Source organism: Paenibacillus sp. DMB20, assembly GCF_000987955.1.
In the GTDB taxonomy this organism is placed as follows: Bacteria; Bacillota; Bacilli; order Paenibacillales; family Paenibacillaceae; genus Paenibacillus_AQ.
Map to the genome: position 1 here is coordinate 59,417 of NZ_LAZU01000036.1, position 25,994 is coordinate 85,410.

25 protein-coding genes, 1 pseudogene and 1 riboswitch are annotated in these 25,994 nt (G+C 50.3%); of the genes and pseudogenes, 21 read left to right on the top strand and 5 right to left on the bottom strand.

Going from position 1 to position 25,994, the window contains the following annotated elements; translation table 11 throughout:
• Positions 1 to 12: 12 nt before the first annotated feature.
• The 8 genes and pseudogenes from XI25_RS19320 to XI25_RS19345 all read left to right on the top strand — a co-directional run bounded on the left by XI25_RS19320 (position 13) and on the right by XI25_RS19345 (position 7,879).
• On the top strand, positions 13 to 2,124 hold the full coding sequence (locus XI25_RS19320) for an alpha-galactosidase (protein WP_046679801.1): 2,112 nt from the start codon (positions 13 to 15) through the stop codon (positions 2,122 to 2,124).
• Positions 2,125 to 2,421: 297 nt separating this feature from the next.
• Positions 2,422 to 2,655 (top strand): DNA glycosylase AlkZ-like family protein, encoded by a 234-nt coding sequence (locus XI25_RS19325; RefSeq protein ID WP_046679802.1) that lies wholly within the window; start codon positions 2,422 to 2,424, stop codon positions 2,653 to 2,655.
• Positions 2,656 to 2,675: 20 nt separating this feature from the next.
• Entirely contained in the window at positions 2,676 to 3,119 is a 444-nt protein-coding gene (locus tag XI25_RS19330; RefSeq protein ID WP_046679803.1) for a DinB family protein, read from the top strand.
• A gap of 49 nt (positions 3,120 to 3,168) precedes the next feature.
• Positions 3,169 to 3,315 (top strand): annotated as a pseudogene (locus XI25_RS36985) (YrdB family protein); the annotation flags it as partial.
• A 35-nt stretch (positions 3,316 to 3,350) separates the two neighbouring features.
• On the top strand, positions 3,351 to 3,506 hold the full coding sequence (locus XI25_RS36990; protein ID WP_235440031.1) for a hypothetical protein: 156 nt from the start codon (positions 3,351 to 3,353) through the stop codon (positions 3,504 to 3,506).
• 724 nt (positions 3,507 to 4,230) lie between these two features.
• Entirely contained in the window at positions 4,231 to 5,469 is a 1,239-nt protein-coding gene (gene ltrA, locus XI25_RS19335) for a group II intron reverse transcriptase/maturase (RefSeq protein ID WP_046679804.1), read from the top strand.
• 372 nt (positions 5,470 to 5,841) lie between these two features.
• A complete protein-coding gene (locus XI25_RS19340) occupies positions 5,842 to 7,266 on the top strand; it encodes an amidase family protein (protein WP_046679984.1) in 1,425 nt (474 codons plus the stop codon).
• An 85-nt stretch (positions 7,267 to 7,351) separates the two neighbouring features.
• Positions 7,352 to 7,879 carry a hypothetical protein gene (locus tag XI25_RS19345; RefSeq protein WP_046679805.1) on the top strand — a complete coding sequence of 176 codons (528 nt, stop codon included), beginning with the start codon at positions 7,352 to 7,354 and terminating at the stop codon, positions 7,877 to 7,879.
• A gap of 795 nt (positions 7,880 to 8,674) precedes the next feature.
• Here the strand turns inward: XI25_RS19345 and XI25_RS19350 are convergent.
• Positions 8,675 to 9,346, bottom strand: coding sequence for a hypothetical protein (locus XI25_RS19350; RefSeq protein WP_152669175.1), 672 nt, complete (start codon positions 9,344 to 9,346; stop codon positions 8,675 to 8,677).
• On the bottom strand, positions 9,312 to 9,500 hold the full coding sequence (locus tag XI25_RS33435; RefSeq protein WP_046679807.1) for a hypothetical protein: 189 nt from the start codon (positions 9,498 to 9,500) through the stop codon (positions 9,312 to 9,314). The genes XI25_RS19350 and XI25_RS33435 overlap by 35 nt, the downstream gene beginning before the upstream one ends.
• Positions 9,501 to 9,721: 221 nt before the next feature.
• On the opposite strand from XI25_RS33435, the gene XI25_RS19360 reads away from it, so the two are divergent.
• The 5 genes from XI25_RS19360 (at position 9,722) to XI25_RS19380 (ending at position 14,106) form a co-directional block, all read left to right on the top strand.
• A complete protein-coding gene (locus tag XI25_RS19360) occupies positions 9,722 to 10,951 on the top strand; it encodes a GTP-binding protein (protein ID WP_046679808.1) in 1,230 nt (409 codons plus the stop codon).
• 33 nt (positions 10,952 to 10,984) lie between these two features.
• Entirely contained in the window at positions 10,985 to 11,677 is a 693-nt protein-coding gene (locus tag XI25_RS19365) for an aspartate/glutamate racemase family protein (RefSeq protein WP_046679809.1), read from the top strand.
• A 289-nt stretch (positions 11,678 to 11,966) separates the two neighbouring features.
• Positions 11,967 to 12,308 carry a PadR family transcriptional regulator gene (locus XI25_RS19370; RefSeq protein WP_046679810.1) on the top strand — a complete coding sequence of 114 codons (342 nt, stop codon included), beginning with the start codon at positions 11,967 to 11,969 and terminating at the stop codon, positions 12,306 to 12,308.
• Between the two features lie 18 nt (positions 12,309 to 12,326).
• On the top strand, positions 12,327 to 13,331 hold the full coding sequence (locus XI25_RS19375) for an HAAS signaling domain-containing protein (RefSeq protein WP_046679811.1): 1,005 nt from the start codon (positions 12,327 to 12,329) through the stop codon (positions 13,329 to 13,331).
• A gap of 310 nt (positions 13,332 to 13,641) precedes the next feature.
• On the top strand, positions 13,642 to 14,106 hold the full coding sequence (locus XI25_RS19380; RefSeq protein WP_235439996.1) for a hypothetical protein: 465 nt from the start codon (positions 13,642 to 13,644) through the stop codon (positions 14,104 to 14,106).
• A gap of 180 nt (positions 14,107 to 14,286) precedes the next feature.
• On the opposite strand, the gene XI25_RS19385 is transcribed toward XI25_RS19380, so the two are convergent.
• Positions 14,287 to 16,299, bottom strand: a complete 2,013-nt coding sequence (locus XI25_RS19385; protein ID WP_046679812.1) for a S9 family peptidase — start codon at positions 16,297 to 16,299, stop codon at positions 14,287 to 14,289.
• A 150-nt stretch (positions 16,300 to 16,449) separates the two neighbouring features.
• Positions 16,450 to 17,901 carry a MocR-like pyridoxine biosynthesis transcription factor PdxR gene (gene pdxR / locus XI25_RS19390; protein ID WP_046679813.1) on the bottom strand — a complete coding sequence of 484 codons (1,452 nt, stop codon included), beginning with the start codon at positions 17,899 to 17,901 and terminating at the stop codon, positions 16,450 to 16,452.
• 134 nt (positions 17,902 to 18,035) lie between these two features.
• Here pdxR and XI25_RS19395 point away from each other — a divergent pair, with 134 nt between their 5' ends.
• Positions 18,036 to 18,656: a LysE/ArgO family amino acid transporter gene (locus tag XI25_RS19395; RefSeq protein ID WP_046679814.1), complete on the top strand. Its 621-nt coding sequence runs from the start codon at positions 18,036 to 18,038 to the stop codon at positions 18,654 to 18,656.
• A 127-nt stretch (positions 18,657 to 18,783) separates the two neighbouring features.
• Here XI25_RS19395 and XI25_RS19400 read toward each other — a convergent pair whose 3' ends face one another.
• Positions 18,784 to 19,821 (bottom strand): hypothetical protein, encoded by a 1,038-nt coding sequence (locus XI25_RS19400; protein ID WP_046679815.1) that lies wholly within the window; start codon positions 19,819 to 19,821, stop codon positions 18,784 to 18,786.
• A gap of 153 nt (positions 19,822 to 19,974) precedes the next feature.
• Between XI25_RS19400 and XI25_RS36440 the strand changes: the two genes are divergently transcribed.
• From XI25_RS36440 to XI25_RS19430, 7 genes are all read left to right on the top strand, one after another.
• Positions 19,975 to 20,265 carry an HAD-IIB family hydrolase gene (locus XI25_RS36440; RefSeq protein ID WP_327204828.1) on the top strand — a complete coding sequence of 97 codons (291 nt, stop codon included), beginning with the start codon at positions 19,975 to 19,977 and terminating at the stop codon, positions 20,263 to 20,265.
• The gene (locus XI25_RS36445; protein WP_327204829.1) at positions 20,265 to 20,774 is read left to right on the top strand and encodes an HAD-IIB family hydrolase; all 510 of its coding nucleotides are present in this window, start codon (positions 20,265 to 20,267) and stop codon (positions 20,772 to 20,774) included. The genes XI25_RS36440 and XI25_RS36445 overlap by 1 nt, the downstream gene beginning before the upstream one ends.
• An 81-nt stretch (positions 20,775 to 20,855) precedes the next feature.
• Positions 20,856 to 21,218, top strand: a complete 363-nt coding sequence (locus XI25_RS19410; protein WP_046679816.1) for an MmcQ/YjbR family DNA-binding protein — start codon at positions 20,856 to 20,858, stop codon at positions 21,216 to 21,218.
• Between the two features lie 176 nt (positions 21,219 to 21,394).
• On the top strand, positions 21,395 to 22,384 hold the full coding sequence (locus XI25_RS19415) for a LacI family DNA-binding transcriptional regulator (protein ID WP_046679817.1): 990 nt from the start codon (positions 21,395 to 21,397) through the stop codon (positions 22,382 to 22,384).
• Positions 22,385 to 22,546: 162 nt separating this feature from the next.
• Positions 22,547 to 24,043, top strand: coding sequence for a glycoside hydrolase family 32 protein (locus XI25_RS19420; RefSeq protein ID WP_046679818.1), 1,497 nt, complete (start codon positions 22,547 to 22,549; stop codon positions 24,041 to 24,043).
• 2 nt (positions 24,044 to 24,045) lie between these two features.
• Positions 24,046 to 25,455: a sucrose-specific PTS transporter subunit IIBC gene (locus XI25_RS19425; protein WP_046679819.1), complete on the top strand. Its 1,410-nt coding sequence runs from the start codon at positions 24,046 to 24,048 to the stop codon at positions 25,453 to 25,455.
• Positions 25,456 to 25,569: 114 nt separating this feature from the next.
• Positions 25,570 to 25,755, top strand: coding sequence for a hypothetical protein (locus XI25_RS19430; protein WP_046679820.1), 186 nt, complete (start codon positions 25,570 to 25,572; stop codon positions 25,753 to 25,755).
• 96 nt (positions 25,756 to 25,851) lie between these two features.
• Positions 25,852 to 25,930: riboswitch (ZMP/ZTP riboswitch) on the top strand.
• The last annotated feature ends 64 nt before the right edge of the window (positions 25,931 to 25,994 follow it).

Genomic DNA, 25,994 nt, shown 5'->3' on the forward strand with positions numbered 1-25,994 from the left:
GGATGATATTCTGTGACCATTCAATACCAAGAACCGTTTCGCGTGTTTGCGATACAAACCGATAACAGCTCCTATCTGTTCGGCATCAATGACAGCGGCAACCTGCAGCATCTCTACTGGGGGGAGCCGGTCGCGATCGAAGATGCGGCGTCGCTGCTGCGGCCGAGATCGCACAGCTCGTTTGACGCGGAAGTCCATTCGGAGGTGGAGGAATACGGCTTCTGGGGCGGCGTCAAATACAGCGAGCCCAGCCTGAAGGTCCGCATGCCGGATGGTGTGCGCGACTTGGCGGTTCGTTATGCCGGGCACCGCACGCTGCAGACGGAAGGCAGGGAGACGCTGATCATCGTCATGAAGGACGAAGCGTACCCGCTTGAAGTGGAGCTGTCCTACCGGGCGATTCCCGAGTGCGACCTGATCGAACGTTCGGCCCGGATTGTCAACCGCGGCGAGGCGGATATCGTGCTGGAGAACGCGCAATCCGCGGCATGGGTCATCCCCTATCTGGCGGATTACCGCCTCACGCACGTGACGGGAAAATGGTCCGGCGAATTTCAGCTGCGCAGCACCTTCCTCACCGAAGGAAAGAAGGTGCTGGAATCCCGCAGGGGTTTTACGGACAGCCATGCCAACCCGTGGTTTGCGATGGATGACGGACATGCCACGGAGTCGGCGGGGCATGTCTGGTTCGGGGCGCTGGCCTGGAGCGGGAACTGGAAGATTACGGCCGAGCGGACGGTCTTCGATCATGTTCGGGTGACCGGAGGCATCAATGATTTCGACAGCGAGTGGGTGCTGGGAGCGGGAGAAGCCTTCGATACGCCCGGCTTCGTCGGGGGATACAGCAGCGGCGGCTTTGGCGGGATGAGCCGGGGGCTGCACCGCTATCAGTATTCGGATGTCCTGCCGGGCCGCGAAACGAGACCGGTCTTGTATAACTCCTGGGAAGCAACGTACTTCGATGTCAATGCCAAGGATCAAATGGCTTTGGCCGAAAGAGCCGCGCGTTTGGGCGTGGAATTGTTCGTCGTGGACGACGGGTGGTTCGGCGGGCGCAACCATGATCGCGCCGGGCTTGGCGATTGGTTCGTGAACCGGAAGAAGTTCCCGAACGGTCTCGGCGAGCTGATTGACAAGGTGCATGAGCTCGGCATGGATTTCGGCATCTGGGTGGAGCCGGAGGCCGTCAATCCGGACAGCGACCTGTACCGGGAGCACCCGGATTGGGTGTACCATTTCGAGACGCGGGAGCGCTCGGAGCTTCGCAATCAGCTGCTGCTGAACATTTCGAAGCCGGAGGTTAAGGCTTACATTTTGCAGTTTATGACGGACCTGCTGGAGAAGCATGACATCAAGTTCATTAAATGGGACATGAACCGGACCGTAACCGAACCCGGGATGAAGGACCATCCGCTTCACCGCCAGAAGGAGATCTGGATTCGCCATGTTCAGAGCCTATACGAGATTTGGGCGGAGCTCCGGCGGAAATTCCCGCATGTGGCGTTTGAGACCTGCGCCGGCGGCGGAGCGCGCATCGATCTTGCCATCTTCCGGTATGCCGACCAATCCTGGCCGAGCGATAACACCGATGCCTTTGACCGCCTCAGCATTCAGGAGGGCTTCTCGTACACGTATGCTCCGCGGATGATGACCTGCTGGGTGACGGAGTCGCCGACAGGGATGAATCGCAGAGAGGTATCCCTGAAATACCGCTTCCACAGCGCCATGATGGGGACGCTCGGCATCGGCTCCAACCTGAATGAGTGGAGCGATGAGCTGATTGCGGAATCGGCTGAATATGTGGCGCAGTATAAATCCATTCGCCATCTGGTTCAGTTCGGCAGTCAGTATCGCCTAGACTCGCTTCGGCATAAAGGCGTAACGGCCGTGCAGTACGGCAGCGAAGACGGCAGCGACAACGTGCTGTTTGCGTTCCTGCACAGCCAGAAGCTGGGCGAGCCGCTCCCGAGACTGCGGCTGACCGGGCTGCAAGCCGATCAGTCGTATGCCATTGAGGGGGTGGCCGGTACATGGAGCGGCAGGGCGCTCATGAACATCGGGATCGAGCTGCCGCTGCGCGGGGATTTTGACAGCTTGGTGTATCGGATACAGATTCAACAATAGATCATATGTACCCGGAACGAAGGGCGCCGTGTTTGTCTGATAGACAATGCGGCGTTTTTTTTGCCGTTGACTTCCACGTTAACGTCCATGTTATGAATGATATTAGATTACATCATGGACATAAAGGAGGGGCGAAATGTGGATGGCGACGCACTTAGCGGCCGTACCCCCGTATCCTGTCCCAGACTGATGGAGCCCGGTTTCTGTCCCGTTCGCGTCCGTTGATTCGGGTCCGGCGGTTCTGCTTCCGGGTTTTGATGAATATTACTTGGGGGACAAGGATCGGGAGAGCAATTATTGAGTCAGAGCATGATGCCAAAATCGCTCCCTTTCGCTAACGGGGTTTTCCAACCTATTATGGTTGCAGGAGGAGAAGTGGTCGGTATCTGGAAGCGGGAGATCAAGCGCAGCGGCATCGAAATCACGTTAAGCCCGTTCTCGCCGTTGATCGATCGAGAACAGGAGTTTCGGGAAGTGGCTAAGCATTACAGTGATTTCTTAGGACTGCCGATTATACGAATAGAATCATGAACGAGAAGGAGGAATAACGCATGGAATCCATTATAAAGCTGGAATCTTTGATTTCTGAAGTAACAGAGATTGTAACGGCAATCGACAAGGTGGAATTCAATCTGAAGCTTACGCCTGATAAATGGTCCAAGAAGGAGATCCTGGGCCATCTATGCGATTCGGCGGTCAATAACCATATCCGATTTATAAAAATATTGGTGTCGGATTACCCTATTGCGATTCAAGGTTACGCGCAGAACGATTGGGTCCGGGTGAACGATTACCAGAATCAATATGATCAATCGGATGTTCTGGCACTGTGGCAGCAGGTTAACCGGATGATTCTGCGGGTCATGCAAAGAGCCGATTCATCCGACTTCCAGAAGAAATGCGTGCTGCCCGATAAAACGGAGGTCACGCTGGAGTGGTTGTTTAACGATTATGTTGATCACCTGATTTATCATTTGGAGCAAATCGAGCTTTAATGCCTGCAGTATAAATAGGTTCATGACATGAAACGGAAGGTGTCCCTCCATGTTCAAAGTACTGAATCTCGCCGTCCGATTTATATTGGAATTGATTCTGTTATTTTCGATAGGTTACTGGGGCTTCCATTATGGTTCCGGGCTCATGGCACAGGTTGCACTCGGTATTGGGCTTCCGCTGCTTGCAGCCGTCATCAGGGGCATGACCATCTCTCCGAAAGCAAGGATCAAGTGCCGCTTGCCGTGGTGCTGCTTATCGAATTTCTTATATTTACAACCGCAGTGGCATGCCAGATTTACTCGGGCTTTATTACGTTTGCCATCGTGTTTGCTCTTGTGGCTCTGGCCAACCGCTTCATCGTGATAAAATGGCGAATGCAGCCGTAGAGAGTATATTGCAGAATTACATGGAGATGCACCTTGCGGGAGGTGGATGAAACGGCTGCCATCGGCCTTATTAGACACGGAATAACGGATTGAAATGTTCAGAATAAGGCCCAGGGAAGAAGCGATATTCCTCTTTAATGGGGAGGGGAGGCAGCAGGCTCAACGAATCGCTGAACGCTTACCGCCGTATACCGAACGGTACGTACGGTGGTGGTGTGCTGTGAAAGGCACATCAGAGATGAGGGAAGGCCCCTCGACGGGGATCGAGTCAGGCGAATCCGTCAAACAGCCCTAAGCTGCTGCAATAAAGAGTTGTGGTAGTGAGCGTTTAGGGAAAAGGTTGCCATAAGCAATCATGTGGGATATGCAAAGATGAACGAAAGTGAACTGCCGATGAAGTATCGATAGCGTAAAACTTTGTCAAAACCTGTTGTTCACCACTAGGCAGGGAAAAGAGCAGAAGTAGACCTGGAGGCTGACTGCTCGGCAAACGGTATTAAGGCAGCATGAGTGCATAACAGGCTCTGATGTGAAACACAGGAACCTGCATCACGATGGTAAGTGAAAAGACACAAGTCACAGAAAGGCGAGGTCGAAATAGCAAAGCGTTGATGCAGGGGCGGAGGCGCCTGTAGTAGTCATGAAATTGCTGTAATGGCAATGGAGCGAAGGGGCGCCATCATTCAGCTCGAAGCAGAGAACAACTGGTTAACAGGAGGATTCGATGAAAGAGAGCAAGCCATTTAACATTCCAAAGCAGGTAGTTATGACAGCATTTAAGAGAGTCAAAGCGAATAAAGGAAGTGCAGGGATCGACGGTCTGGACATCAAGGACTTTGGACAAGACCTCAAAGGAAACCTGTATAAGATCTGGAACAGAATGAGTTCCGGAAGTTACTTCCCTCCACCGGTTAAATTGGTCGAAATTCCAAAGAAATCCGGCGGAAAGCGAGGACTCGGCATTCCGACAGTCGGAGACAGAGTGGCTCAAATGGTAGTGAAAATGTATATAGAGCCGCGAGTAGAGGCCATCTTCCATACAGATTCCTATGGGTACCGTCCCAACAAGTCAGCGACTGATGCAATAAGACAAGCGAGGAAAAGGTGCTGGAAAAATGACTATGTCTTAGAATTTGACATCAAAGGTCTATTTGACAACATCGATCACGAATTATTAATGCGTGCAGTGCGAAAGCACATCAGCGAGTCATGGATACTGATGTATATCGAAAGATGGCTCAAAGCACCGTTCATAAATGCAGAAGGTCGATGGATCGAACGCAAAAGCGGAACCCCTCAGGGTGGTGTCATCAGTCCTGTACTTGCGAATCTGTTTATGCACTACGCTTTTGACTTGTGGATGAAACGAACAAATCCAAACGCACCGTTTGAAAGATATGCAGATGACGCCATTATCCACTGCAGAACGCAAGCGGAAGCTGAGGAGATTCTGGGAAAACTCAAGGAACGACTAGAGGAATGCAAGCTTGAATTGCATCCAACGAAAACCAAGATTGTATACTGCAAGGATAAGGACAGAGTAAAGGAGTATCCAGTCACTGAGTTTGAATTCCTGGGGTACACCTTTCGAAGGATGTTCATCAAAGACAGACTGGGGAGATTGCAGTTCAACTTCCTGCCATCAGTGAGCGCGAAATCGGCCAAAGCATTCAGAGACAAAATAAAATCGATGCGAATTCATAGCTACACCGGTAGTAAAATCGAAATGATCGCTGAAATGCTATCTCCAATGGTCAGCGGTTGGCTTAACTACTTCACGAAATTCAATCCATCAGCAGTAAAGTACACCATTGACTGTCTGAACCGCAGACTGATCAAATGGGCAATGTGCAAATACAAGAGGTTCAGGGGACATCGCAGTCGAGCGGAAAAATGGCTGAAAGAACTCGCAAAAAGAGAACCCAATATGTTTCCACACTGGGTTCTCGGAATGGTACCGTAACTGGCCGAATGATAAGAGCCGTATGAATCGAGAGGTTCACGTACGGTTCTGTGAGAGCCTGAAGGTGAAACCCCTTCGGGCTACTCGACTGAGAGGTCGGCTACTCAATTAATGGGTGGCCTCCTATCCGATTTTGGGAAGGGAGACCAAGGGGAGAGCAGAGGTTCCCCCTTTGAAATGAAGTGCATTTAAAGGATTTAAGGGTGTCCGGCTTGAACACATATAGGAATCATGCCCATCGGGAGGCGATAGCGTGACACTTTAAACGAATCGAAAGTATCGTATATAAGCACCAGCGAGGAGGCAAAGCAATTGATTGACAACAAACAGGTTTGGATCGTGGAAGCAACGATTTCAGAGCTGCAGGACGCCATGGAAAAAGGATGGACCAGCTCGGAGGAGATCGTTAACCTATATATAGAGCGCATTCAGACGTATGATCCCAAGCTCCGCTCGGTTTTGGAGCTGAATCCGGATGCGGCGGATATCGCGAGATCTCTGGACGCGGAACGCCGCGGCAAGGGCGCCCGCGGTAAGATGCACGGAATCCCCGTTCTGATGAAGGACAACATTGGCACCGGTGACCGGATGCATACGAGTGCGGGGTCCTTGGCCTTGGCGGATTCGTATGCCGCCGAAGACTCATTCGTGGCCGCGAGGCTCAGGGAAGCCGGAGCCGTGCTCCTGGGCAAAGCGAACATGACGGAATGGGCCAACTTCATGTCCACGACCATGTGGGCAGGATACAGCTCCAGAGGAGGACTTGTGCTGAATCCTTACGGACCGGGCGATTTGTTTATCGGGGGTTCCAGTTCTGGCTCCGCCGCCGCGGTGGCGGCCAATTTGTGCGCTGCCGCCATAGGTACGGAGACCTCAGGCTCCATTATCAGTCCGTCAAGCCAGACGTGTCTTGTCGGCATCAAGCCGACCGTCGGACTTGTCAGCCGGACCGGCATGATTCCGCTAACCTTTACACAGGACTCTCCCGGCCCCATGACGCGTACGGTCGAGGATGCGGCCATTCTATTGACGGCATTGTCGGGAGTGGACGAGCGGGATTCTAAAACCTTGGCAAGCAGACCGCATGCTGGCCTGGATTATACCGCTTTTTTGAATGCGGAATTCTTGAAAGAAGCCCGTATCGGCATTCCGCGTCATTATTTTCAATTTTTGGATCCCGACCGGCTCGAAGTGATGGAAAACGCGATTCAGGTCATGAGGGAGCAGGGCGCGACCATTGTTGATCCCGTGAATCTTCCTTGTCAGGAAACGAATTGGAATTCCTCCGTGCTAAGGTATGAATTCAAGAAATATCTGAACGACTATCTGGAGAAGCTGGACCCCTCAATTCCGGTACACTCCTTGGCCGAGCTCATCGCCTTCAATGAAGCAAATGCCGAGCAGGCGTTGAAGTATGGACAAAATTTGTTAATCTGGTGCGAGGAGACGCGAGGTGACCTGTCGGAGCCGGAATACCTTGATAGTCTGCGGCAAAACCAAGAGCTTGCCGGCACGAAAGGGATCGATTATGCGCTGGGGGAGCACCGTTTGGATGCGATCATGTTCCTGGGAGACGAAGCCTGCAACGACCTTGCGGCTCAGTTAGGATATCCCTCGATTACGGTTCCGGGCGGTTATGCCAAAGAGGGCGTAATCGCCCCCGGGGGATACAACACGAAAGGACCGCAGGGCATTACGTTTGTCGGCGGGGCCTTTAGCGAACCGACGCTGTTCAGCTTGGCTTATGGCTTTGAGCAGGCGACAAGACACCGGGTTCCTCCGAGGATGGAATGGTGACCCGCTGTTTATGGATCAAGCGGCCCGGGGATAAATAGATAAACCGTACGGCTTTAACCTGCCGGATAAAAAGGGAGGAGTTCTGATGAAACGCAACCTGCAGCACGTTCCATACGGCTATGAGCCTCCAAGAGAAGGAGCCAAAGGGACTCTGATCTATTATGATACGTTTGCGGAAACGTCCGAAGAGGATTTGAATCAGGCGCTCAAGATGATGAAAGAACGGGCCTTCGCCAAGCTGGTCTTGTACCCGCTGCATGAGGAAACGGTAAAGCGAATGACCAAACAGCACACGGAAGCCTTTTATAAACGGGAAAAACCGCTTCTTGCCTGGTGCGAGGAGCTGGGCACCCCCAACATCGTCGTGGAGAGCTGGGAAGGAAAGCGGAAGAAATACACGCCGGTCGAAGCCGCGCTCCGCCATTTGACCGAGAAATATTCGGCACCCCATTTTGTCTATATGTCGCCTCAGATGGCAAATACGTTTGCCTCCTATGCCTCGTTTGAGGAGTGGATCGTCAAGCTGAGATTGATACTGACCTCAGAGCCGGAAATCATCCATCCGCGTCTGGAAAAGTATGGAAGCCGGTGGAGCGCAGACGATCAGGCATGAACCGCATTATAGATGGATATCGGGTAAGGATTTCCATAAAATCCGACATGATTCTTTAAGGGAAAAGCCCCGAGTATTCTTCGGGGCTTTTTTAGTGCACGCCCAGCATGGGGTCATCTCTAGGGTGAGAGCCGAACGGGGGCTGGCGAGCGCCTACCGTTAGCCAAGGGCAAACCCTCTATGTCAATATAGAATATACGTTCCGGTTCTAGGGTGGAAACAACCCGGGATTAATTCCACAAGATTTTATGCCGCTTTATGGAAGTGTTTTCAACTGAGCTGCTTTAAAGATAGCTGGGTCGTACTGTTCTTGTTTCTTCCACAATGCATAAATAATACGTACCCAGTTGTTAGCTAAGGAACGTATCGCCACATGATGACTCTTTCCTTCTTGCGTTTGCGGTAATAGTATTCCTTTGCCCCAAGCGAACTCATGTAGGCATTGCGAAAGGGTTTTACACATGAAGTTCTTCTACGGGCCTTACTGTACTTGCCACTAGAAATCAAGAAATCAGATATATAAAAGAGTCTTCGTGGAAATGTCCTAATCATGCAGGTTCATTAACTATTCAATGATGAACAATGAAATATGGGGGCATCCAACAGAATTGGCGTTTTGTGCAGTGTGCTGTGAGTACTATAAGATTGATATTGAGTAATAGATCTTTTACAAAAAAAAAGCGAATTATCTCTAAGAAATAATTCGCTTATAGGAAAGGTTAAAAATCTGCTCCATGATTATAGTATGTAACATAAGGTTGGTCTTCTGGGATAATATAGTTCAAATTAACAATACTAATTAAACCCAATAACACTATCGAAATCAAAGTCTTCTTCATTTTCAATCACTCTCCTTAGAATTAAATGTAGTGTATCGGAATACTCTGCCATTTGTGGGACCGATGCGTGTGATTTAAGTACATCAAATAAAGCAATAGATCTTTTGAAGTATCTCTCATTGCTAAGTTTATCAGATTCTGTAATATTGTGTAAAGTACAAACTATCGCATCAGAATATTTCTTCTTTTTGTAGTAATACAGTGCTAATAGGTAGTGTACTGTCAAATAATAAGCTATACGAATAGGCCTGTTCTGATGACTGTATTCAGAAATATAAGGAAGTAAGAGTGATATTTCTTTATCTACATCAAAATTATGTACTAGAGATGATTCAATAATTGTGATTAAACCAGGCAATATTTCATCTGGATTCTTAATTAGTATGTCTAGGTATTCCGTTAATTTATTTCTATTACCCATTAATAGTTCCAAGGTTAACGAATTTGCTTTAGCAAAAGTCTGAAAACTATCGATATAATATTTCCCTTCTTGGCTGTTGTCTATCCAATTTAAATCCGAGTAAATGTGAACACATGCCATTGACTCTTTGTAGTTCTTTAGTTTTTGTAGTGCCAGACCTTTCATTAAATGGCTATAACCAAAATAATAAACAAGCGGTTTTTTCATTGGCGTCTTTTTTGTTTGCTGGTGTAGACATTTCTAGAAGATCGTCAGATAAAGAAATCACCTTCTCCCAGTTTTCAAAAGCATATGCCATTTTAATCATACTAACTAAAGTGTCACTATCTATTTCGTCAACTAATATAGTATTTTCTAGCAAAGGTATAACTTCCTTAAAATTACAATAAGTAGCAATTTATACTATTATAAATGGTTTTTTAACAGATGGTCAATAAGTAAAGGTATTTATAGAAACCTTTGAATGAAACGATTCATGCAGTACGGATAATATTCGCTTGACAAAGCTTCGGGTTACCCGTTAGGATCATTCTAAGTAAATCGTAATTATTACGAATAAACGATATGGAGTGTGATCAACGAATGACATCACAAAAAATACCGGTAACCGTCCTTAGCGGATACCTTGGCGCCGGCAAGACGACCGTTCTCAATCATGTACTGCATAATAAGAAAGGGCTAAAGGTTGCCGTCATCGTCAACGACATGAGCGAAATTAACATTGACGCCGATCTTGTCAGAGGAGAAGGCAGTTTGTCGCGGACCGAGGAGAAGCTCGTGGAAATGTCAAATGGTTGCATTTGCTGCACGCTGCGCGAAGATCTCGTTCAGGAAGTGAAGGCACTGGCTGAAGAAGGAAAATTTGATTACATATTGATCGAGTCCACAGGGATCTCCGAACCCGTGCCGGTTGCTCAGACATTTACTTACCCCGACGAGGTGTCGGGAGTTCAATTGTCGGATTTGGCTAAACTTGACTGCATGGTGACGGTTGTGGATGCGAACCGGTTTTGGAAGGATTTTGCCTCCGGGCAAAGCCTGTTGGACCGGCAGGAGGCAGCCGGAGAGGAAGACACCCGGGACGTGGCGGATCTGCTGATCGATCAAATCGAAATGTGCGACGTGCTTCTGTTAAACAAATGCGATATGGTAACGGCGGAAGAACTCAATAAGCTGGAAGGCATTCTGCGCAGGATGCAGCCGGGCGCCAAAATCATACGGACGGTAAGGGGACAAGTGGACCCAACCGAGATCCTGAATACCGGGCTGTTTGATTTTGAGAAGGCGAGCCAAGCCTCGGGATGGATTCAGGAATTGCAGAAAGATCATCATACCCCGGAGACGGACGAATATGGAATCAGCTCATTTGTCTACCGCCGGAGAAGACCGTTCCATCCGGAAAGATTGGCTGAATTTATGGGGATGTGGCCCGAAGAGGTCGTCCGCGCCAAAGGGCTTGTCTGGCTCGCCGTTCCAGAAGACTGGGCCGCGACGATCAGCCAGGCCGGTCCGTCCATTCAGTTCGGCCCAGCCGGATACTGGGTGGCGGCACTTCCCGAAGACGAGCGCAAAGAGGTGCTGCAGCATGAGCCGCAGGTGGAGAGCCGATGGGACGTTCGATGGGGGGACCGATTGAATGAGATCGTCATGATCGGCATTCGGATGGATCGGCAGCTGTTGGAGAGCGAGCTTGACGAATGTCTTTTAACGGATACCGAAATGGAGTCGGACTGGTCGTTGTTCCGCAATCCGCTGCCATGGATTCATGAAGAGGAACCGGCCGAAGCGGCCCCGGAATTAAGGTATAATTGAATTTGAAATCTGGAGTTCAATTAGGAGGAACATATGAAGACGATCGGATTAATCGGCGGAATGAGTTGGGAATCAACGATTAACTACTACCGGCTTATTAACGAAGAAGTAAAGAACAGATTGGGCGGCTTGCATTCGGCAAAATGTCTGCTGTACAGCGTTGATTTTCAAGAGGTTGAACGTTATCAGGCCGCGGATGAGTGGGAGAAGGCTGGCCAATTGCTCGGTGCGGCCGCTCAATCGTTGGAGAAGGGAGGAGCGGACTTTATCGTTATTTGCACCAATACGATGCATAAAGTCATTGAACAAATAGAGGAAAATATAAGCATACCGGTTTTGCATATCGCGGATGCGGCGGCAAATCGAATCAAACAATCAACCCTTAAAACGATAGGCCTGTTAGGGACGAAATATACGATGGAGCAAGCATTTTATAAATCGCGTTTGGAGTCAAACGGCATCAAGGTTTTGGTACCCGAAACCCCTGATCGGGAGATGGTGAACAGGATTATATATGAAGAGTTGTGTTTGGGAAAAATCCAGCAGTCGTCAAGAGAAGATTACAAGCAGGTCATCAGGAGACTCGTGGACGCCGGCGCGGAAGGAATCGTACTGGGGTGCACGGAGATCGGGTTATTAATCAAACCTGAGGATTCGGAAGTTCCGCTATTTGACACAACGATTATCCATGCCATGGAATCCGTTAATGTGGCGTTAGAAATATAAAACAAACGAATTGAACCGGTCCGTTAAGGGATGCCATTTTGTAAATCAAGTACATCAGTTAAGAGCAAGCTGGTAAAAGGCCAAAAGCTCCAAAGGGTCATAAGGAAAAACAAAAATATGAAAAGCGCCATTGGCTCGTCTGTACATGGAACGGACGAAGCTCTTGGCGTTTTTTTCTTAACAATCCTTCTCATTCGGGAATGAATAACCAAAAGATATGCGATAACAGATAATAGTTTATTTACAATAGTGTGTGACATACAGTATAATGTGTTCAGGAGTTGATAACATGAGCGACATGAACGATATCATCGCTGGACTGACTCAGGAATTAAGGAGAGGAACGATCATTCTTGGCGTGTTAAGTCAGCTGGGCGAACCGCAGTACGGTTACTCGCTGGTCCCCGTTTTGGAAGAGAAGGGCGTACATGTCGATCCGGGAACGCTCTATCCCCTGCTGCGCAGATTGGAGAAGCAAGGGTTGCTGGAAAGCCGATGGGATACGAACGAGACACGTCCCAGAAAGTATTATTTGCTGTCTTCCATGGGGCGTGAGGTTTATAAGCTGCTGTGCGAGGAATGGAGAACCATGATGTCAAGCCTGCAAAAAATAATGGATGATCCTAGATGATCGGGAGGTTTTGAGTCGATGGAGTTGGTTGAAAGGTACGTTTATGCCGTAACCCACAAGCTTCCGCGAAAGCAGAGGGCGGATATTGAGAAGGAGCTCCGGGGGTTAATCGAGGATATGCTGGAGGAAAGGGTTCAAAATGCTTCAATACAAGAGGCCGACGTGGAGGCCGTTCTTATGGAGCTGGGCGATCCGTCCACGCTCGCCGCAAAATATCGGGAATCCGGGCGCTACCTGATCAGTCCGGAGCATTTTGATTCCTATTTAACGGTTCTTAAGATCGTAACGGCGTCCGTTGCCATTGCCATAACCGTGAGTTATGCGATTGAAATCTGGTTTGGCTCCGATACGTTTATCGATTCGTTTGTAAAATACCTGGCATCATTAGCCTCCGTCAATGTCCAGGGATTCGCGTGGGTCACTTTCATATTTGCGGTGCTGGATTATAAACACGGGCAAGCCGGGGCGAAAAAAGATGTCAAAAAGTCTTGGAAGCCTGCAGATTTGCCGGCCGTTCCAAATCCGAAAAATCAAATAAAAATCGTTGACCCGATTCTTGGCATTGTTTTCTCCATTTTGTTTCTCGTCCTGTTCACTTTCTCGCTCGATTTCATCGGCGCCTATCGATACGGGGAACAGGGTACATGGATTATTCCCGTATTTAATAAGGAAGTTTTTGGCAGCTACCTCCCGTTTATTTGGGCCCTTGCCGCACTTGGCATTTTCAGGGATTGCCTGAGAATCATATCCGGTAAATGGACGGCCAATATTGTCGTGTGCCATCTGTTCTTTAATGTTCTATCGTTTATACTCATGGTTATCATGCTGTCCGACCCTGGGATCTGGAATCCCGGCTTCATGCATGAGCTTGAACAATCCGGCATGATTTCAGTCGGAAGCGAGGCCTACGAAGTTGTGTCGTCTATATGGAACGGCTCACCGAAGGGGCTCATTGGGATCATCGGGTTAATTACGGTCATCGATTCCGTCACCGTAGGATTGAAACTTAAAAATAACAGATAGCCTGGTGTTATCCATTTTTTTTGAAAAGCCCTCAGGTCTGCTGCAAAAGCGGAAAGGAGGGTTTTTTACGCATGTCCCCAATTACCGCACCGGATAGCTCTGTTTAGGATTGCGTCTTTAGGGCTTAGTCGAACGAGAACGCATACTCAAAACATGATATCAACTTAAAGGCAAGGTCTGTTTCTAAAATTTTTTGACAAAAATGTGACCTAAATGTGACTAATTTATGTACAATGGTGGTATAATGAGGTAGGATGTATTTGTAAGCACTTACACGACTCATTTTTACTACAGGATTGGAGTGGATCTTATGATGAACTACCAAATCAAATATGCCACCAGAATGAAGGAAATCATTGTTCTATCTTTTCTTTTAAGTGTCATTATGTTTCAGATTGGAGTATGGACGCAGCAATCGTATCCCGTTTTGTTTTATGCCCAGGTTGCGGTCAATATCGTGCTGGTAACGGCGCTGGCGATCGAGGCGTATGCCCGGTTCGGTAAACGCGGGGTGCAAATTCAAAGCGATTCCAATATGATCGTCATTAACGGTGAAACCATCCGTGCCGATGAAATCGAAGTCATTCGCGTGTCCGGCTGCAGAAGCGCGGCTTTCGGCTTCAAACTGAAAGGCAAGAAAAGACCGGCGATGCGCTACACCTTCAAATTTCTGGATTCCCGATGCGAAGGGGTTCGCGAGATTATGAGATGGGCGGAGTTGAATAACATCGAGGTTTACAAAATGGGCCCGCAGTCTCCGCTTATCGAGGCGTAGCAGGTAAGGAAAGAGACTTTCGTTATAACGCAAAAACGGTATGGCCAAATGGAGGCTATGCCGTTTTTTGCATTGCGCTCTTTCATGAAAAAAAGCAGGCTGTATTACAAGCCTGCTCTAACTTAAACTTTGGTGTATTAAGAAAATCAATTCGATAATGGCATGAAGCCCCGCTCCGGCCTAACGCTCGATGTGCTCGACAAACCAGCGGACGATATGGGCAAGGCGCTGAACGCGAAGCACCGGATGACCGCTGCGGGACAGGTTGTGGTCCGCGCCCGGGAAGCGGATCAGCTGCGTTTTCCTTCCGATGCGCTTTAAGGCGGTAAACATCTGTTCCCCCTGTTCGATCGGGCAGCGGAGATCCTGCTCGCCGTGAAGGATCAATAGCGGGGTATGAACATTCTTCACGTAAGCGATCGGGGAATGCTTCCACAGCTTCTCCAGATCATCCCATGGGTTGCCCCAGATCTGATCCTCCGTAAAATAATAGCCGATGTCGCTGACGCCGTAGAAGGAGATCCAGTTCGATATCGAGCGCTGCGTTACCGCAGCCTGGAAGCGGTCCGTATGGCCGACGATCCAGTTGGCCATGAACCCGCCGTAACTTCCGCCGGTAACGCCGAGGCGGGAAGCATCGACGTACGGGTAAGCCTCCAGCACATAATCCACGGCCTCCATGAGATCCTGGTAATCGCGTCCGCCGTAGTCTCCCCGGACAGTATTCACGTGTACCTGTCCATACCCATGTCCTCCCCGTGGGTTGGTATAAAACACGGCATACCCCGCCGCGGCCAGCAGCTGGAACTCGTGCATGAACGTATGGCCGTACATGGCCTGCGGCCCGCCGTGAATTTCCAGTACCGCCGGTACCTTCTCGCCAGCTTTGTACTCCGCCGGTTTGATGATCCAGCCCTGAATCGGCCAGCCATCGGAAGTATTAAAGGTAAAGGCTTCGGGCTTGCTTAAGTCAAGCTCCTTCCACAGCTCTTCGTTGCAGCGGGTCAGCTGTTTTTCCTCGCCGCTGCCAGCATCGTATGTAAACAAATCTCCCGGCTGAAGGGGATCGGCTGCCGCAAAAACCAGATTTTCCTCCGGAGTCAAGGCAAACTGATAGACTTCGCGTTCGCCGCCGACGATGACCTCATGGGACGAGCCGTCAAGAGCAAAGCGTCCAATATTCACGCTTCCGTTCCGGCTGAACTGCACATAAACGGATTTTCCGTCCTTGCTGAAGAGGGGTGGCGTTCCGGCACCGGCCCGCATATCGCTGATGCAGCTGTGCCCCAGTTGAACGTCCATATCGCTGAACAGCACGCGGGATTCTCCCCCTTGCAGGGGAATCAGATGAATTTTGGTAAGCGTGGCAAAACCGCAGGACAAATCGTCCGCAAGGATGAGAATAAACTGTCCGTCGGGCGTAAACGCCACCGTATCGACCGATAACGTTCCGTCCGTCATCCGGGAAACGGAAGAGTCCGACAGATCGACGATAAACACATCGTTGGTCAGTCTGAGATCCGGATCCGGGTAACGATCCGACGGGATTTTGGCGGTGTAAGCGATGCGTCGGCCATCCGGAGACCAATTGAAGGAGGATACGTCAAAATTGCCCGTCGTGACTTGTTCTGTTTTTTCCGTCTTTATGTCGACGGTGTACAGATGAGTGCGGCGCCCGTTCCAGATTCCGCCGCCGTCCGCTTTATATTTGATCCTGTCGATGATGATTTCTTCGGGATGTTTGTTTGCGTCGTCCTTGACAGCGTCTTTGCTCTCGTTATTGCCATCCTCTTTTTCAGTATCGGAAACCTCGCTGCTAACCAGAAGCATTTTGCTGTCCGGAGACCACTTGAAGGCGTTCACTCCATGTTCCAGGTTCGTTGCCGGCCGGGCTTCTCCGCCGTCTGCAGGCATGATCCATACTTGGCGGCGATCGTCTTTTTTGCGCGTGAAGGCAAGTTTCGTTCCGTCGGGGGACCAGGCCGGCGCTCCATCTTGTTCGCCGGACGTAAACGGAACGTCCCGGCTTCCGTCCGACGTCGTCAGGCGGATATGCGAGCGGTATCCGTCATGCTTATCGCTGACCGACTTTTGCACGTAGGCGATCGCTCCGCTTACCGGCGATACCATCGGGTCATTGACCCAATGCATCCGGTAAAGGTCTTCAGGGGTAATTAGTCGTTTGGCAGTCATGAAATTCCTCCTTATCATCGATAGCTTGATAACCCACATTATCCCAGATAAACTTCAAAAAATCCATAAACTTAAGCGAACAGCTTCCGACGCAGGGGATTGGCTGTTTTAAAATAATTGTACGCTTAGCCGTTCCCCGCTGCCATCAAGCTAATTAGCAGGATAAGCAAGAATGAACCCGGAAAGTCGAATAAGCCCTTGCTCCAGTTGATCATACGATGCGTAAGCATACGATACTCGAAGGTGCTGGTGATCGTTGCGGTCATAGATATTGCCCGGGTTCAGCAAAATGCCTTCCTTAAGCGCCTGTTCGAATAAAGGGCGAATGGACACGGAGCGCGTGATCCGAAGCCAGATGTAAAAACCGCCTTGCGGAATGTCCCATTCCGCGATGCCGTCAAAATATCGCTCCAGCATCGCTATCGTGAAATCCCTTCGTTTCATGAGCTCCGATCGGATGTGCAGCAGGTGGTTCTCGTATCTTCCGCTTGACAACCATTCGGCAACGGCATGCTGCGAAAGGGAACTCGAGCCGTAATCGGTCTGCATCTTGATATCCGCCAGCCGGTCGATCACCGGTTCAGGCCCGACAATCCAGCCGATGCGAAGGCCTGGACCGAGCGTTTTGGACATGCTTCCCATATAGAGAACCAGCCCTTGTTGATCCAGGGCTTTCAGCGGCGGGGGAGGGGGTTCGGCAAACCACAAATCCCCGTACACATCATCCTCTATAACGGGCAGCCGTTCCTGGGCGCACACCTGCAGCAGATCGGCCCGCCGTTCGGAAGACATCAAGGTTCCGGTCGGGTTGTGAAACGAAGGGATCGTATAGAGCAGAGCTGCTTCAAGCTGGCGTTTCAATCTTCCGATGGACTCCGTTTGGATCCCTGCAGGATCCATGGGAATGCCATGCAAATGCATGCCTGCCGACTGGAAGACATGAATCGAGTTCAGATAGGATGGATTCTCGACGAATATGGCAGAGCCATGGTGGAGTAATCCGACCGAAATCAGCTGCAATCCCTGCAGTCCGCCGGAGACGATCAGTATGGAAGCGGGGGAGGCGTCGATGCCTTTCTTTTTCAAATACCCTCCGATAATCTCTCTTAAATAGAGACTCCCTTTCGGCTCCGAATATCCCAGCGTAAATTTATCGGCGATATTGCTGTTGAACATTTCCCGCATATCGGCGGTTGGGAGCAGGTCCGGAGACAGTTCGCCCGTCCCGAGACGGATCATGCCCGGATCGGCCTCTGCACGGTTGATCTGCTGGATCATCCGGATATTCGGCTGATACGTTCCGGATTTGACGTATTGATTCCAATCAGGCGGCGGAGCGGCGGCAAGCAGGCTCCAGGTGTTGTTAACGACCACGGTGCCTTGTCCCACTTTTGCTTCGATCAGTCCGTCGGCAGCAAGCTCGCTGAGCGCGTAAACGACCGTGCTGCGGTTCACCTGAAATTTGAGCGCGAGCTCTCGCTGCGGGGGAATCCTTGTGCCGACGGGCCATTCCCCATTCATGATCCTGTTCTTTATAAAATCGTAAATTTGCTGATGCAGAGGCACCTCAGATGATGTATTCAATCTCCATTTTTCCGTCATCCGTAAAACCATCTTTCACGTCATATTTGCTTTATTATACCGATTGGTTGGGGCCGGTTCCAACCCATTGGATGGAGACGGGTTCTTAAGCCTCCCATACAATGATGAAAATATCATGGGAGGTTTCGCAGATTATGTTCGACGCAATCATTCATGGATTCATTCTGGCGCTTGGCCTGATTCTTCCGCTGGGCGTGCAAAACGTGTTTGTATTCAATCAGGGAGCGGTACAGCCTCGTTTCATTCGAGCACTGCCCGTAATCATAACCGCATCCCTGTGCGATATGCTGTTAATTTCGCTCGCCGTTTTTGGCGTATCCGTCGTGGTGCTTGAGTATGAATGGATCCGGCTCGCATTATTAACCATTGGAATCGGTTTTCTCATCTATATGGGATTCGTAACGTGGAGAAGCAAGCCCCCGGCACAACATCGGGAAGCTGCCGGTTCGTTCACTCCGAAGAAGCAAATCGCGTTTGCCATGTCGGTATCCTTGTTGAATCCGCATGCGATTCTGGACACCGTTGGCGTCATTGGCACAAGCTCTCTTCAATATACGGGCCTTGAGAAGGCAGCCTTTTCAGCTGCTTGCATAACGGTATCCTGGTTGTGGTTCCTAGGCCTCGGAGTTGCGGGAAGGGCTGCAGGGAAGGCCGATCCCTCAGGCAAGCTTCTGTCCGTAATTAACGTGAGCTCTGCCATGATCATGTGGGGAACGGCCATTTATCTGGCTTACAGCCTAATACAGTCGTTTTAAAACCGAGAATATGAAAGAATTACCTGAAATTGGGGAACCGGTTAGAGTTGTATGTCCTTTATCGTTGAAAAAATAAAAAACCAGCCCATGAAACAGCGGCTGGTCAAATATATTCGGTGTTCCTTGTTCAGCTGCTGCAGCCTCCGCCTCCGCAGCTGCTGCACGATGAGCCGCTGCTGCAAGAGGATCCGTCGCTGCAGGAGGAGTTGCTGTTGCATGAAGTATTATGGTCGGAGCCCGAACCGCCGTCCGAATCCCGTGAATGGTCGCTTCCCGAACTGCATGCGGTTCCGGAGCATGCGCTTGATCCCGACATATCCCGCTTGATTTGCTCTTCGGGAATCATATGGTCGGAGAAATGTTCAGGGTCGTTCCAGGAAAAGAAAACCGCGGAAGCAAGCAGAACTTCGGGATTTGAGAAGCTTACGTTCCTGCGTTCCTGATGCCTGTCTTCGTTTGCCATGTTGATTCGCGTTTGCAGTCCGTCCCTTACAGCCTGAATGGCAGCGCGTGCTTCGGGGATCTGATCATAAGCCCACGTATTAAACCTTCCGTCTTCGGGAGCCGTAAGGGATGGATGCCGATAATGCTCCAGTTCCTGCCGCGGTATCGGGTGACGGAAGAAAGGTCCCCATAAAAGCTCGCTGTAAGGACTCCAGCCGAACAGTTCCACATAAACCAGATCAAACCAGGCACGTTCGCCAGGCATGGGAACGGATTCGGAGACATTCGGGGCATGATGCAGCATCCGGCCAAGGTATTCGTCCGAAAAATTCTGATAATCGCGGGTATACATAAGCATTTCGTGCCACACCTCGTCCACGGCCTTGCTGAACATCGGCACGCGGTCCAGAACGGCGCACATGACAAAAAAACGCTGAAGCTCAAGCCAACGCCATTCGTATTCCCGTTCGGACAGGCCGGGGTGCTGTCCCATGACTCTCTGTTTTACCGATTGTTTGTACGTCTTGGGAATGGACTGCTTCATTCTGCCCGCTAACCGGAAAGCCGGGCTTTCTTCTTCCGCAACGGGTGGAGGAGGCGGAGCATTCCGGAAGTCCGGAGCCTTTGTCTTTCGCTGAGGAACGGAGCGTTTCTTTTTGGACTGGAAGTAAAGAACCGCAAACACAAGGATAATAATGAGCAAAATGATGTTCACATTCATTTGATAAATCCTTTCAGAGCAACGTTTTATGTGCATTATCACAAATTTAACCAATTTATGCAAAGGCTTTTTGAAAAAAATTTGCTTGACCTGAAATGCTTTTCATCCTTTACGATGGACAACAGATGAGACAGAAGAAGGGGTGGAACAAGAATGAGTAAACCTAAAAAACTGGTGTTTTTCGATATCGACGGCACATTGCTGGATCATAACAAAGAAATACCCCGGTCCGCGAAAGAGGCGATTCGGGAGCTGAGGTCTGAAGGTCATGAGGCTGCGATTGCCACCGGCCGTGCTCCGTTTCTGTTCAAGGAGATCCGGGAAGAACTCGGCATCGATACCTACGTTAGCCTGAGCGGTCAATACGTGGTATACCGCAACGAGGTGGTCTACGCGAATCCGATATCCAGGCAACTGCTGGAACAGCTTACGGGCGATGCGTGATGAACAGTCAGCCCATTTTGTATTTGGACGAACTCGACATGAAAATGAACGTGCAGCAGCATGCCAGAGTCGATTCCAGTTACGAGCCTCTAAAAATCCCTGTACCCGGCTATGATCCGGGCTACTATGTAGAGAGGGACATTTATCAGGCTATTGTCTTTTGCACGCAGGAGGAAGAGGGGTTCTATTTAAACAAATACGCGAACAAGCTTCAATTCGTCAGATGGGGAGACCATGCGGTGGACGTCCTGCCCATGGGAGGATCGAAGGCGGCCGGCATTGCCCGATTGATCCAGAAGCTCGGCAAAAAACCGGAAGACGCGGTAGCTTTCGGCGATCATCTCAACGATCTGGAAATGCTGCAATACGTAGGCCATGGAGTCGCCATGGGAAATGCGCTGCCCGTAGTCAAAAAAATCGCCTCCCATGTTACCACGGATGTCGACCGGGACGGTATCCTCCATGGCCTGCGCCACCTCGGATTGATTCGGGCGGCAAACGTCTCCTAAAACGTGTTTTCGTGTTTTGATATCTTTGCCGTTCATGGTATATTTACAGCAGGAAAATACAGGATAAAGGAGAGAATGTCCGTGTACAGCCAGCTGGTTGCCTATTGTACGGCCAAAAAGGGAGCCGCCCAGGATTACCCGTTCGGTCCGGCCCCGCTCGTCATGAAGGTGGGCGGAAAAATGTTCGCGCTTCTGACGGAGCCGGGAGAGAACGGATGGGTTCATATATCCTTGAAGTGCGATCCGGTCATAGCCGAAAACCTTCGGGAACAGCATGAAGCGGTTCAACCCGGCTACCACTTAAATAAAAAGCATTGGAATACCGTCATCGTAGACGGCAGCCTATCCTTTGCCGATCTGCAGGATATGATCGATCATTCGTATGATCTTGTATTTCGCAGCTTGGCCAAAACCGTTCGCGATTCCATAAGCGAAGCGGTGTAACCCAAGACGGATATACCCTGGCAAGCTCCCGGCGGGAGCGGTGTCAGGGTTTTTTATTGCCGTGAAAAAATGAATGCTATCGAGTATAGTAAAGAAAGAAACAGGTTGAAGCAGCTAGAATCAGATATGGGAATCAACAGGGATACCCAAAAGCAGGAGTGCATGGGAGGGACATAATGAAAAAAAATATAGCCGATATCGCAAGGATCGCGGGTGTGGCAAAAAGCACGGTCTCCCGTTATTTGAACGGAGGTTCGGTCAGCGAAGCGACACGCCGTAAAATCGAACAGGTCATCAAAGATACGGGATATATTCCCAATACGTTCGCCCAGAGCCTAAAAGCGAAAAAAACAAGCATGATCGGCGCCATCGTGCCGCGCTTGGATTCCTTTGCGTCTTCGCAAACGGTCACCGGCATGGACGAAGAATTAAGGGAACTGGGTTACCAGCTGTTAATCATAAACACGGGCCAGGATCTGGGGAGGGAAATCGAAGCGCTGCATGACTTGGCCAGACAGAAAATATCCGGAATTGTTCTGTTCGCCACCCAGGTAACGGAGAAACACCTTACGGCCATCCGGGAGATTAACGTTCCGGTCATGTTGTTGGGTCAGCAGCACAATGAGGTTCACAGCTTCGTTTATAACGATTATATGGCAGGATACGAGGTAGGACGGTATGTTCTTTCCATGGGCCATAGGAAAATTGCCTATTTGGGGGTAACCGAGCGTGATGTGGCGGTCGGCGTTCAGCGGAAAGAGGGCTTTCGCAAGGCGCTGGCTGAATGTGCCGATCCGAACGTCATGGTCAGTTTTTACGAGAGCGGATTCAAAATGTCCGAAGCGGTAAGCGCTGCTTCAGCCGTTCTGGGGTCCAGCAAGCCTTCCGTTATCGTATGTGCGACGGACAACATCGCTTTAGGGGTCATGAAGGCGGCAAGCATGCGCAGGCTGAGAATTCCGGAAGATTTGTCGGTTACCGGCTTCGGCGGCTATGACGTGACCGAGATCATTCATCCTGGCCTGACGACGGTAAAATACAACTATGCCGAATCGGGACATCTGGCGGCAAAGCATATCGTAAAGCTGGTTAACGACCAACAGGTAGAACCCTTAACCGTACTGGGGTATCAATTTATTGAGCGAGAAAGCGTTGACAAAAAGTAAAAAGATTCGATATACTAAAAACGGAACCGGTTCCAAACGGGGTTGAACTCATTATCCCTGGAACCGAGTTCATTATTTTTAGCCTCGAATGGAACCGGTTCCGCTTAACATTGGCGAATGCCTGTTCCATGGTTTTAGCTAACACCGGAGGAGAAGAAGTATATGGACAGAGAACAGAAATACCGGCGGTTGGATCAGGCTTCTTCCAAAGAGGTCCGCGAATTGACCGAGAAAGTGAAACGGAGTCCGTGGAGACAGACTTATCACATCCAGCCGGTCACCGGACTCTTGAACGATCCCAATGGATTTTCCTATTACAACGGCGAATACCACCTGTTTTATCAATGGTTTCCGCTGGGAACGTATCATGGCCTTAAATACTGGTATCATACCAAATCAAAGGATCTGGCCTATTGGGAGGATGACGGCATCGGGATACAACCGGGGGACCGTTACGATTCCCATGGCGCTTATTCCGGGAGCGGCATCGTAAAGGATGGGAGGCTTTTTCTGATGTATACCGGCAACACAAGGGACGGCTCGTGGGAGAGGCAACCCTATCAATGTATGGCCGTCATGAATCCCGAAGGCGAAATTGACAAATGGCGCTTGCCGGTTATTGATCATGTTCCCCATGGCTACACGGACCATTTCAGGGACCCCAAGGTATGGAAGGACGAAGATAAATACCGCTGCGTGATCGGGGCCCAAAGAACGGACAACACCGGAGCCGCCGTTGTCTATGAGTCGAATGACTTGCGGTCATGGGATTTTCAGGGAGAGATCCGCACAACGCTCCAGGATTTCGGGTATATGTGGGAATGTCCGGATTATTTCGAGCTCGAAGGACAGGGCGTGCTTCTCATTTGTCCCCAGGGTTTGACTCCTCGGGGAGACAGCTGCCGCAATATCTATCAGTCGGGTTATCTCACGGGAAAGCCCCTGAACCGGAACACGCTTGAATTTGAACACGGTGAGTTTCGGGAGCTTGACCGGGGATTCGATTTCTATGCCCCTCAGACGATGCAAGACGCGAAAGGACGGAGAATCATGGTCGGCTGGATGGGATTGCCGGAGGTCGAGTATCCGACGGACAGCCAAGGCTGGGCGCACTGTCTGACGATTCCGAGAGAGCTTATTGTCCTGAACGGCAAATTGATGCAGCGGCCGGTGGCAGAGCTGCAGAAGCTGCGGCGGGATCCGTTGGAAATCGAATGCGTTCTTTCCCATGAGAAGAAGGTCTTTGAAGGCTTCGAAGGAACCGTCTATGAGATGGTTTGCGATTTCGAAAACATTCATGGAGAGGCTGTCGGAATTGAATTCCGATCCGGCAGAGGTCAGAAAACCGTTCTTCGATACGATAGGCGGGATCGGAAAGTGATCCTTGACCGTTCCCGGTCCGGCGAAGCCGTGGGGAGCGGCTACGGCAGCACCAGAGCATGCCGGGCGAACGGCGATCATGTCAAATTTCATTTGTTTGTCGATACCTCTTCCGTTGAAATATTTATCAATGACGGCGAAGAGGTGTTTACAAGCCGGATTTTTCCGGATCCGGACAGCAGGGGAATATCGTTTTTTGCGGAAAACGGCAGCGTCGGCCTGAAGGCCGTGAAATGGGATCTTGCCCGGGCCGTAAATCATTCAGAAGGGATTGAATAGGCATGGCTGACAATCGTGAACTCGCCAGACAGGTCGTAGAGGCCATCGGCGGCAGGGAGAACATGGCTTCCTTTGCCCATTGCGCAACCCGATTGCGTATTATGGTCAACGATCCTAAAAAGATCGACCAGAAAAAGGTAGAAAACATTGAAAAGGTAAAAGGGGCCTTTTTCAACTCGGGCCAGTATCAAATCATTTTCGGTACCGGTACGGTCAATCAAATATTCGAAGCGGTGGAAAGTCTTGGCCTGGAGAGCACGAGCAAGGAAGAGCTGAAATCGGAGGCCAAAAAGACAGGCAACCCGTTCCAACGGGCTATCCGAACGTTTGGCGACGTGTTCGTGCCGATTATTCCGGTCTTGGTCGCAACGGGCTTATTCATGGGGCTTCGCGGACTGCTGACGCAGGAGCAGGTGCTCGCCTGGTTCGGTGCCGCTCCGGCTGATATTTCGCCCAACTTCCTGCTGTTCACGCAGGTGCTGACGGATACGGCGTTTGCCTTTTTGCCTGCGCTTGTGGCTTGGTCCGCTTTTCGGGTATTCGGCGGAAGTCCGGTGCTTGGCATCGTCCTTGGCTTAATGCTGGTTAACCCGGCGCTTCCCAACGCCTACAGCGTCGCTAACGGATCGGCGGAACCGTTGACGATATTCGGATTTATTCCGGTCGTCGGTTATCAGGGCTCCGTGTTGCCGGCTTTCTTCATGGGATTGATCGGCGCGAAATTTGAGCGGTATCTAAGAAAGCGCATTCCTGAGGCCATTGATTTAATCGTAACGCCTTTCCTTACGCTGCTTGTCATGATTGTTCTAGGCTTGTTTGCCATCGGTCCGGTATTCCACTCCCTGGAGGAAGTGGTGCTTCACGCAACAACCTTCCTGCTGGATCTGCCGTTCGGCATCGCCGGACTTATGATCGGGTTCTTCAACCAGATCATCGTGGTAACCGGCGTCCATCACATCTTTAACTTTCTGGAGATCCAGCTGCTTGAGCAGACCGGAAGCAACCCGTTTAACGCGATCGTTACCAGCGCTATGGCTGCACAGGGCGCAGCATGCCTCGCCGTCGGCTTAAAGACGCGGAACAAGAAGCTGAAAGCCTTGTCTTTGCCGTCATCGTTCTCCGCTTTCCTCGGGATCTCCGAGCCGGCTATTTTTGGCGTCAACCTTCGTTACGTGAAACCGTTTATCATGGGATTGATCGGAGGCGGCATCGGCGGATTCATGGCATCCGTTTTCCACCTGAAGGCGACAGGGATGGCGATCACGGTCATTCCGGGGACGCTCCTGTATTTGAACAGCCAGCTTCCGCTGTACATTTTGTGCAACCTGACGGCGATGGCCATCGCGTTTGTGCTGACGTGGCTGTTTGGCTTTAACGATAAAATGCTTGAGGAATTGAAGACGGAGAAGTAAGCCCCAACATTCCAAAAGCCAATCCTGAAGCAATCGTTTAAATTATATCCCTTGCTCCCGTCATCATAGTATAATGGAACCACTATAAGGATAGAAAAGCGGGGAGTTTACCATATGCTTAAAGGTTGGAAGCTGTCGGTGCTCGGCATCGTCATTGTCGGGCTGACGGCAATCATTGCGCCTCGGTTCGGCCTGATCGACTACGGACGATCTCTTTCTCTTTTTACATTGTTCGTACTGTTTGTGGCGGCGCTCGAATTCATGGACAAGATCAACGGCAAAAAGAAGAAGGACTCCTGAAAAAAGATGATTGAACGTCGGCGGACGGTCAAATCATGAACAATTTCGGGCCAAACGGTGGTGCAGCAGCCCACAAACATGGTATATTAAAAAAAACAAACTATGTGTGACTGGCGTAGCATGGACGTACCATGAGGGAGCACATAGATAACGGCCGTACGCCTGGGCAGAGGTAAGGAGATTGGATGAATCTCCTTGCCTCTTTATGTTTTTATAACATACGAAGACGAAAGGGCTGA

Excerpts from the sequence above, each read along its gene's own strand:
- XI25_RS19425 (WP_046679819.1), top strand. The coding sequence starts at position 24,046 with ATGGCTGACAATCGTGAACTCGCCAGACAGGTCGTAGAGGCCATCGGC.
- XI25_RS36440 (WP_327204828.1), top strand. The coding sequence starts at position 19,975 with ATGAGTAAACCTAAAAAACTGGTGTTTTTCGATATCGACGGCACATTG.
- XI25_RS19350 (WP_152669175.1), bottom strand. The coding sequence starts at position 9,346 with ATGAAAAAACCGCTTGTTTATTATTTTGGTTATAGCCATTTAATGAAA.
- XI25_RS19420 (WP_046679818.1), top strand. The coding sequence starts at position 22,547 with ATGGACAGAGAACAGAAATACCGGCGGTTGGATCAGGCTTCTTCCAAA.
- XI25_RS19345 (WP_046679805.1), top strand. The coding sequence starts at position 7,352 with ATGAAACGCAACCTGCAGCACGTTCCATACGGCTATGAGCCTCCAAGA.
- XI25_RS19395 (WP_046679814.1), top strand. The coding sequence starts at position 18,036 with ATGTTCGACGCAATCATTCATGGATTCATTCTGGCGCTTGGCCTGATT.
- XI25_RS19400 (WP_046679815.1), bottom strand. The coding sequence starts at position 19,821 with ATGAATGTGAACATCATTTTGCTCATTATTATCCTTGTGTTTGCGGTT.
- XI25_RS19360 (WP_046679808.1), top strand. The coding sequence starts at position 9,722 with ATGACATCACAAAAAATACCGGTAACCGTCCTTAGCGGATACCTTGGC.
- XI25_RS19330 (WP_046679803.1), top strand. The coding sequence starts at position 2,676 with ATGGAATCCATTATAAAGCTGGAATCTTTGATTTCTGAAGTAACAGAG.
- XI25_RS36445 (WP_327204829.1), top strand. The coding sequence starts at position 20,265 with ATGAACAGTCAGCCCATTTTGTATTTGGACGAACTCGACATGAAAATG.
- XI25_RS19380 (WP_235439996.1), top strand. The coding sequence starts at position 13,642 with ATGATGAACTACCAAATCAAATATGCCACCAGAATGAAGGAAATCATT.
- ltrA (WP_046679804.1), top strand. The coding sequence starts at position 4,231 with ATGAAAGAGAGCAAGCCATTTAACATTCCAAAGCAGGTAGTTATGACA.
- XI25_RS19340 (WP_046679984.1), top strand. The coding sequence starts at position 5,842 with ATGGAAAAAGGATGGACCAGCTCGGAGGAGATCGTTAACCTATATATA.
- XI25_RS19385 (WP_046679812.1), bottom strand. The coding sequence starts at position 16,299 with ATGACTGCCAAACGACTAATTACCCCTGAAGACCTTTACCGGATGCAT.
- XI25_RS19430 (WP_046679820.1), top strand. The coding sequence starts at position 25,570 with ATGCTTAAAGGTTGGAAGCTGTCGGTGCTCGGCATCGTCATTGTCGGG.
- XI25_RS19365 (WP_046679809.1), top strand. The coding sequence starts at position 10,985 with ATGAAGACGATCGGATTAATCGGCGGAATGAGTTGGGAATCAACGATT.
- XI25_RS19415 (WP_046679817.1), top strand. The coding sequence starts at position 21,395 with ATGAAAAAAAATATAGCCGATATCGCAAGGATCGCGGGTGTGGCAAAA.
- XI25_RS19370 (WP_046679810.1), top strand. The coding sequence starts at position 11,967 with ATGAGCGACATGAACGATATCATCGCTGGACTGACTCAGGAATTAAGG.
- XI25_RS19375 (WP_046679811.1), top strand. The coding sequence starts at position 12,327 with ATGGAGTTGGTTGAAAGGTACGTTTATGCCGTAACCCACAAGCTTCCG.
- pdxR (WP_046679813.1), bottom strand. The coding sequence starts at position 17,901 with ATGACGGAAAAATGGAGATTGAATACATCATCTGAGGTGCCTCTGCAT.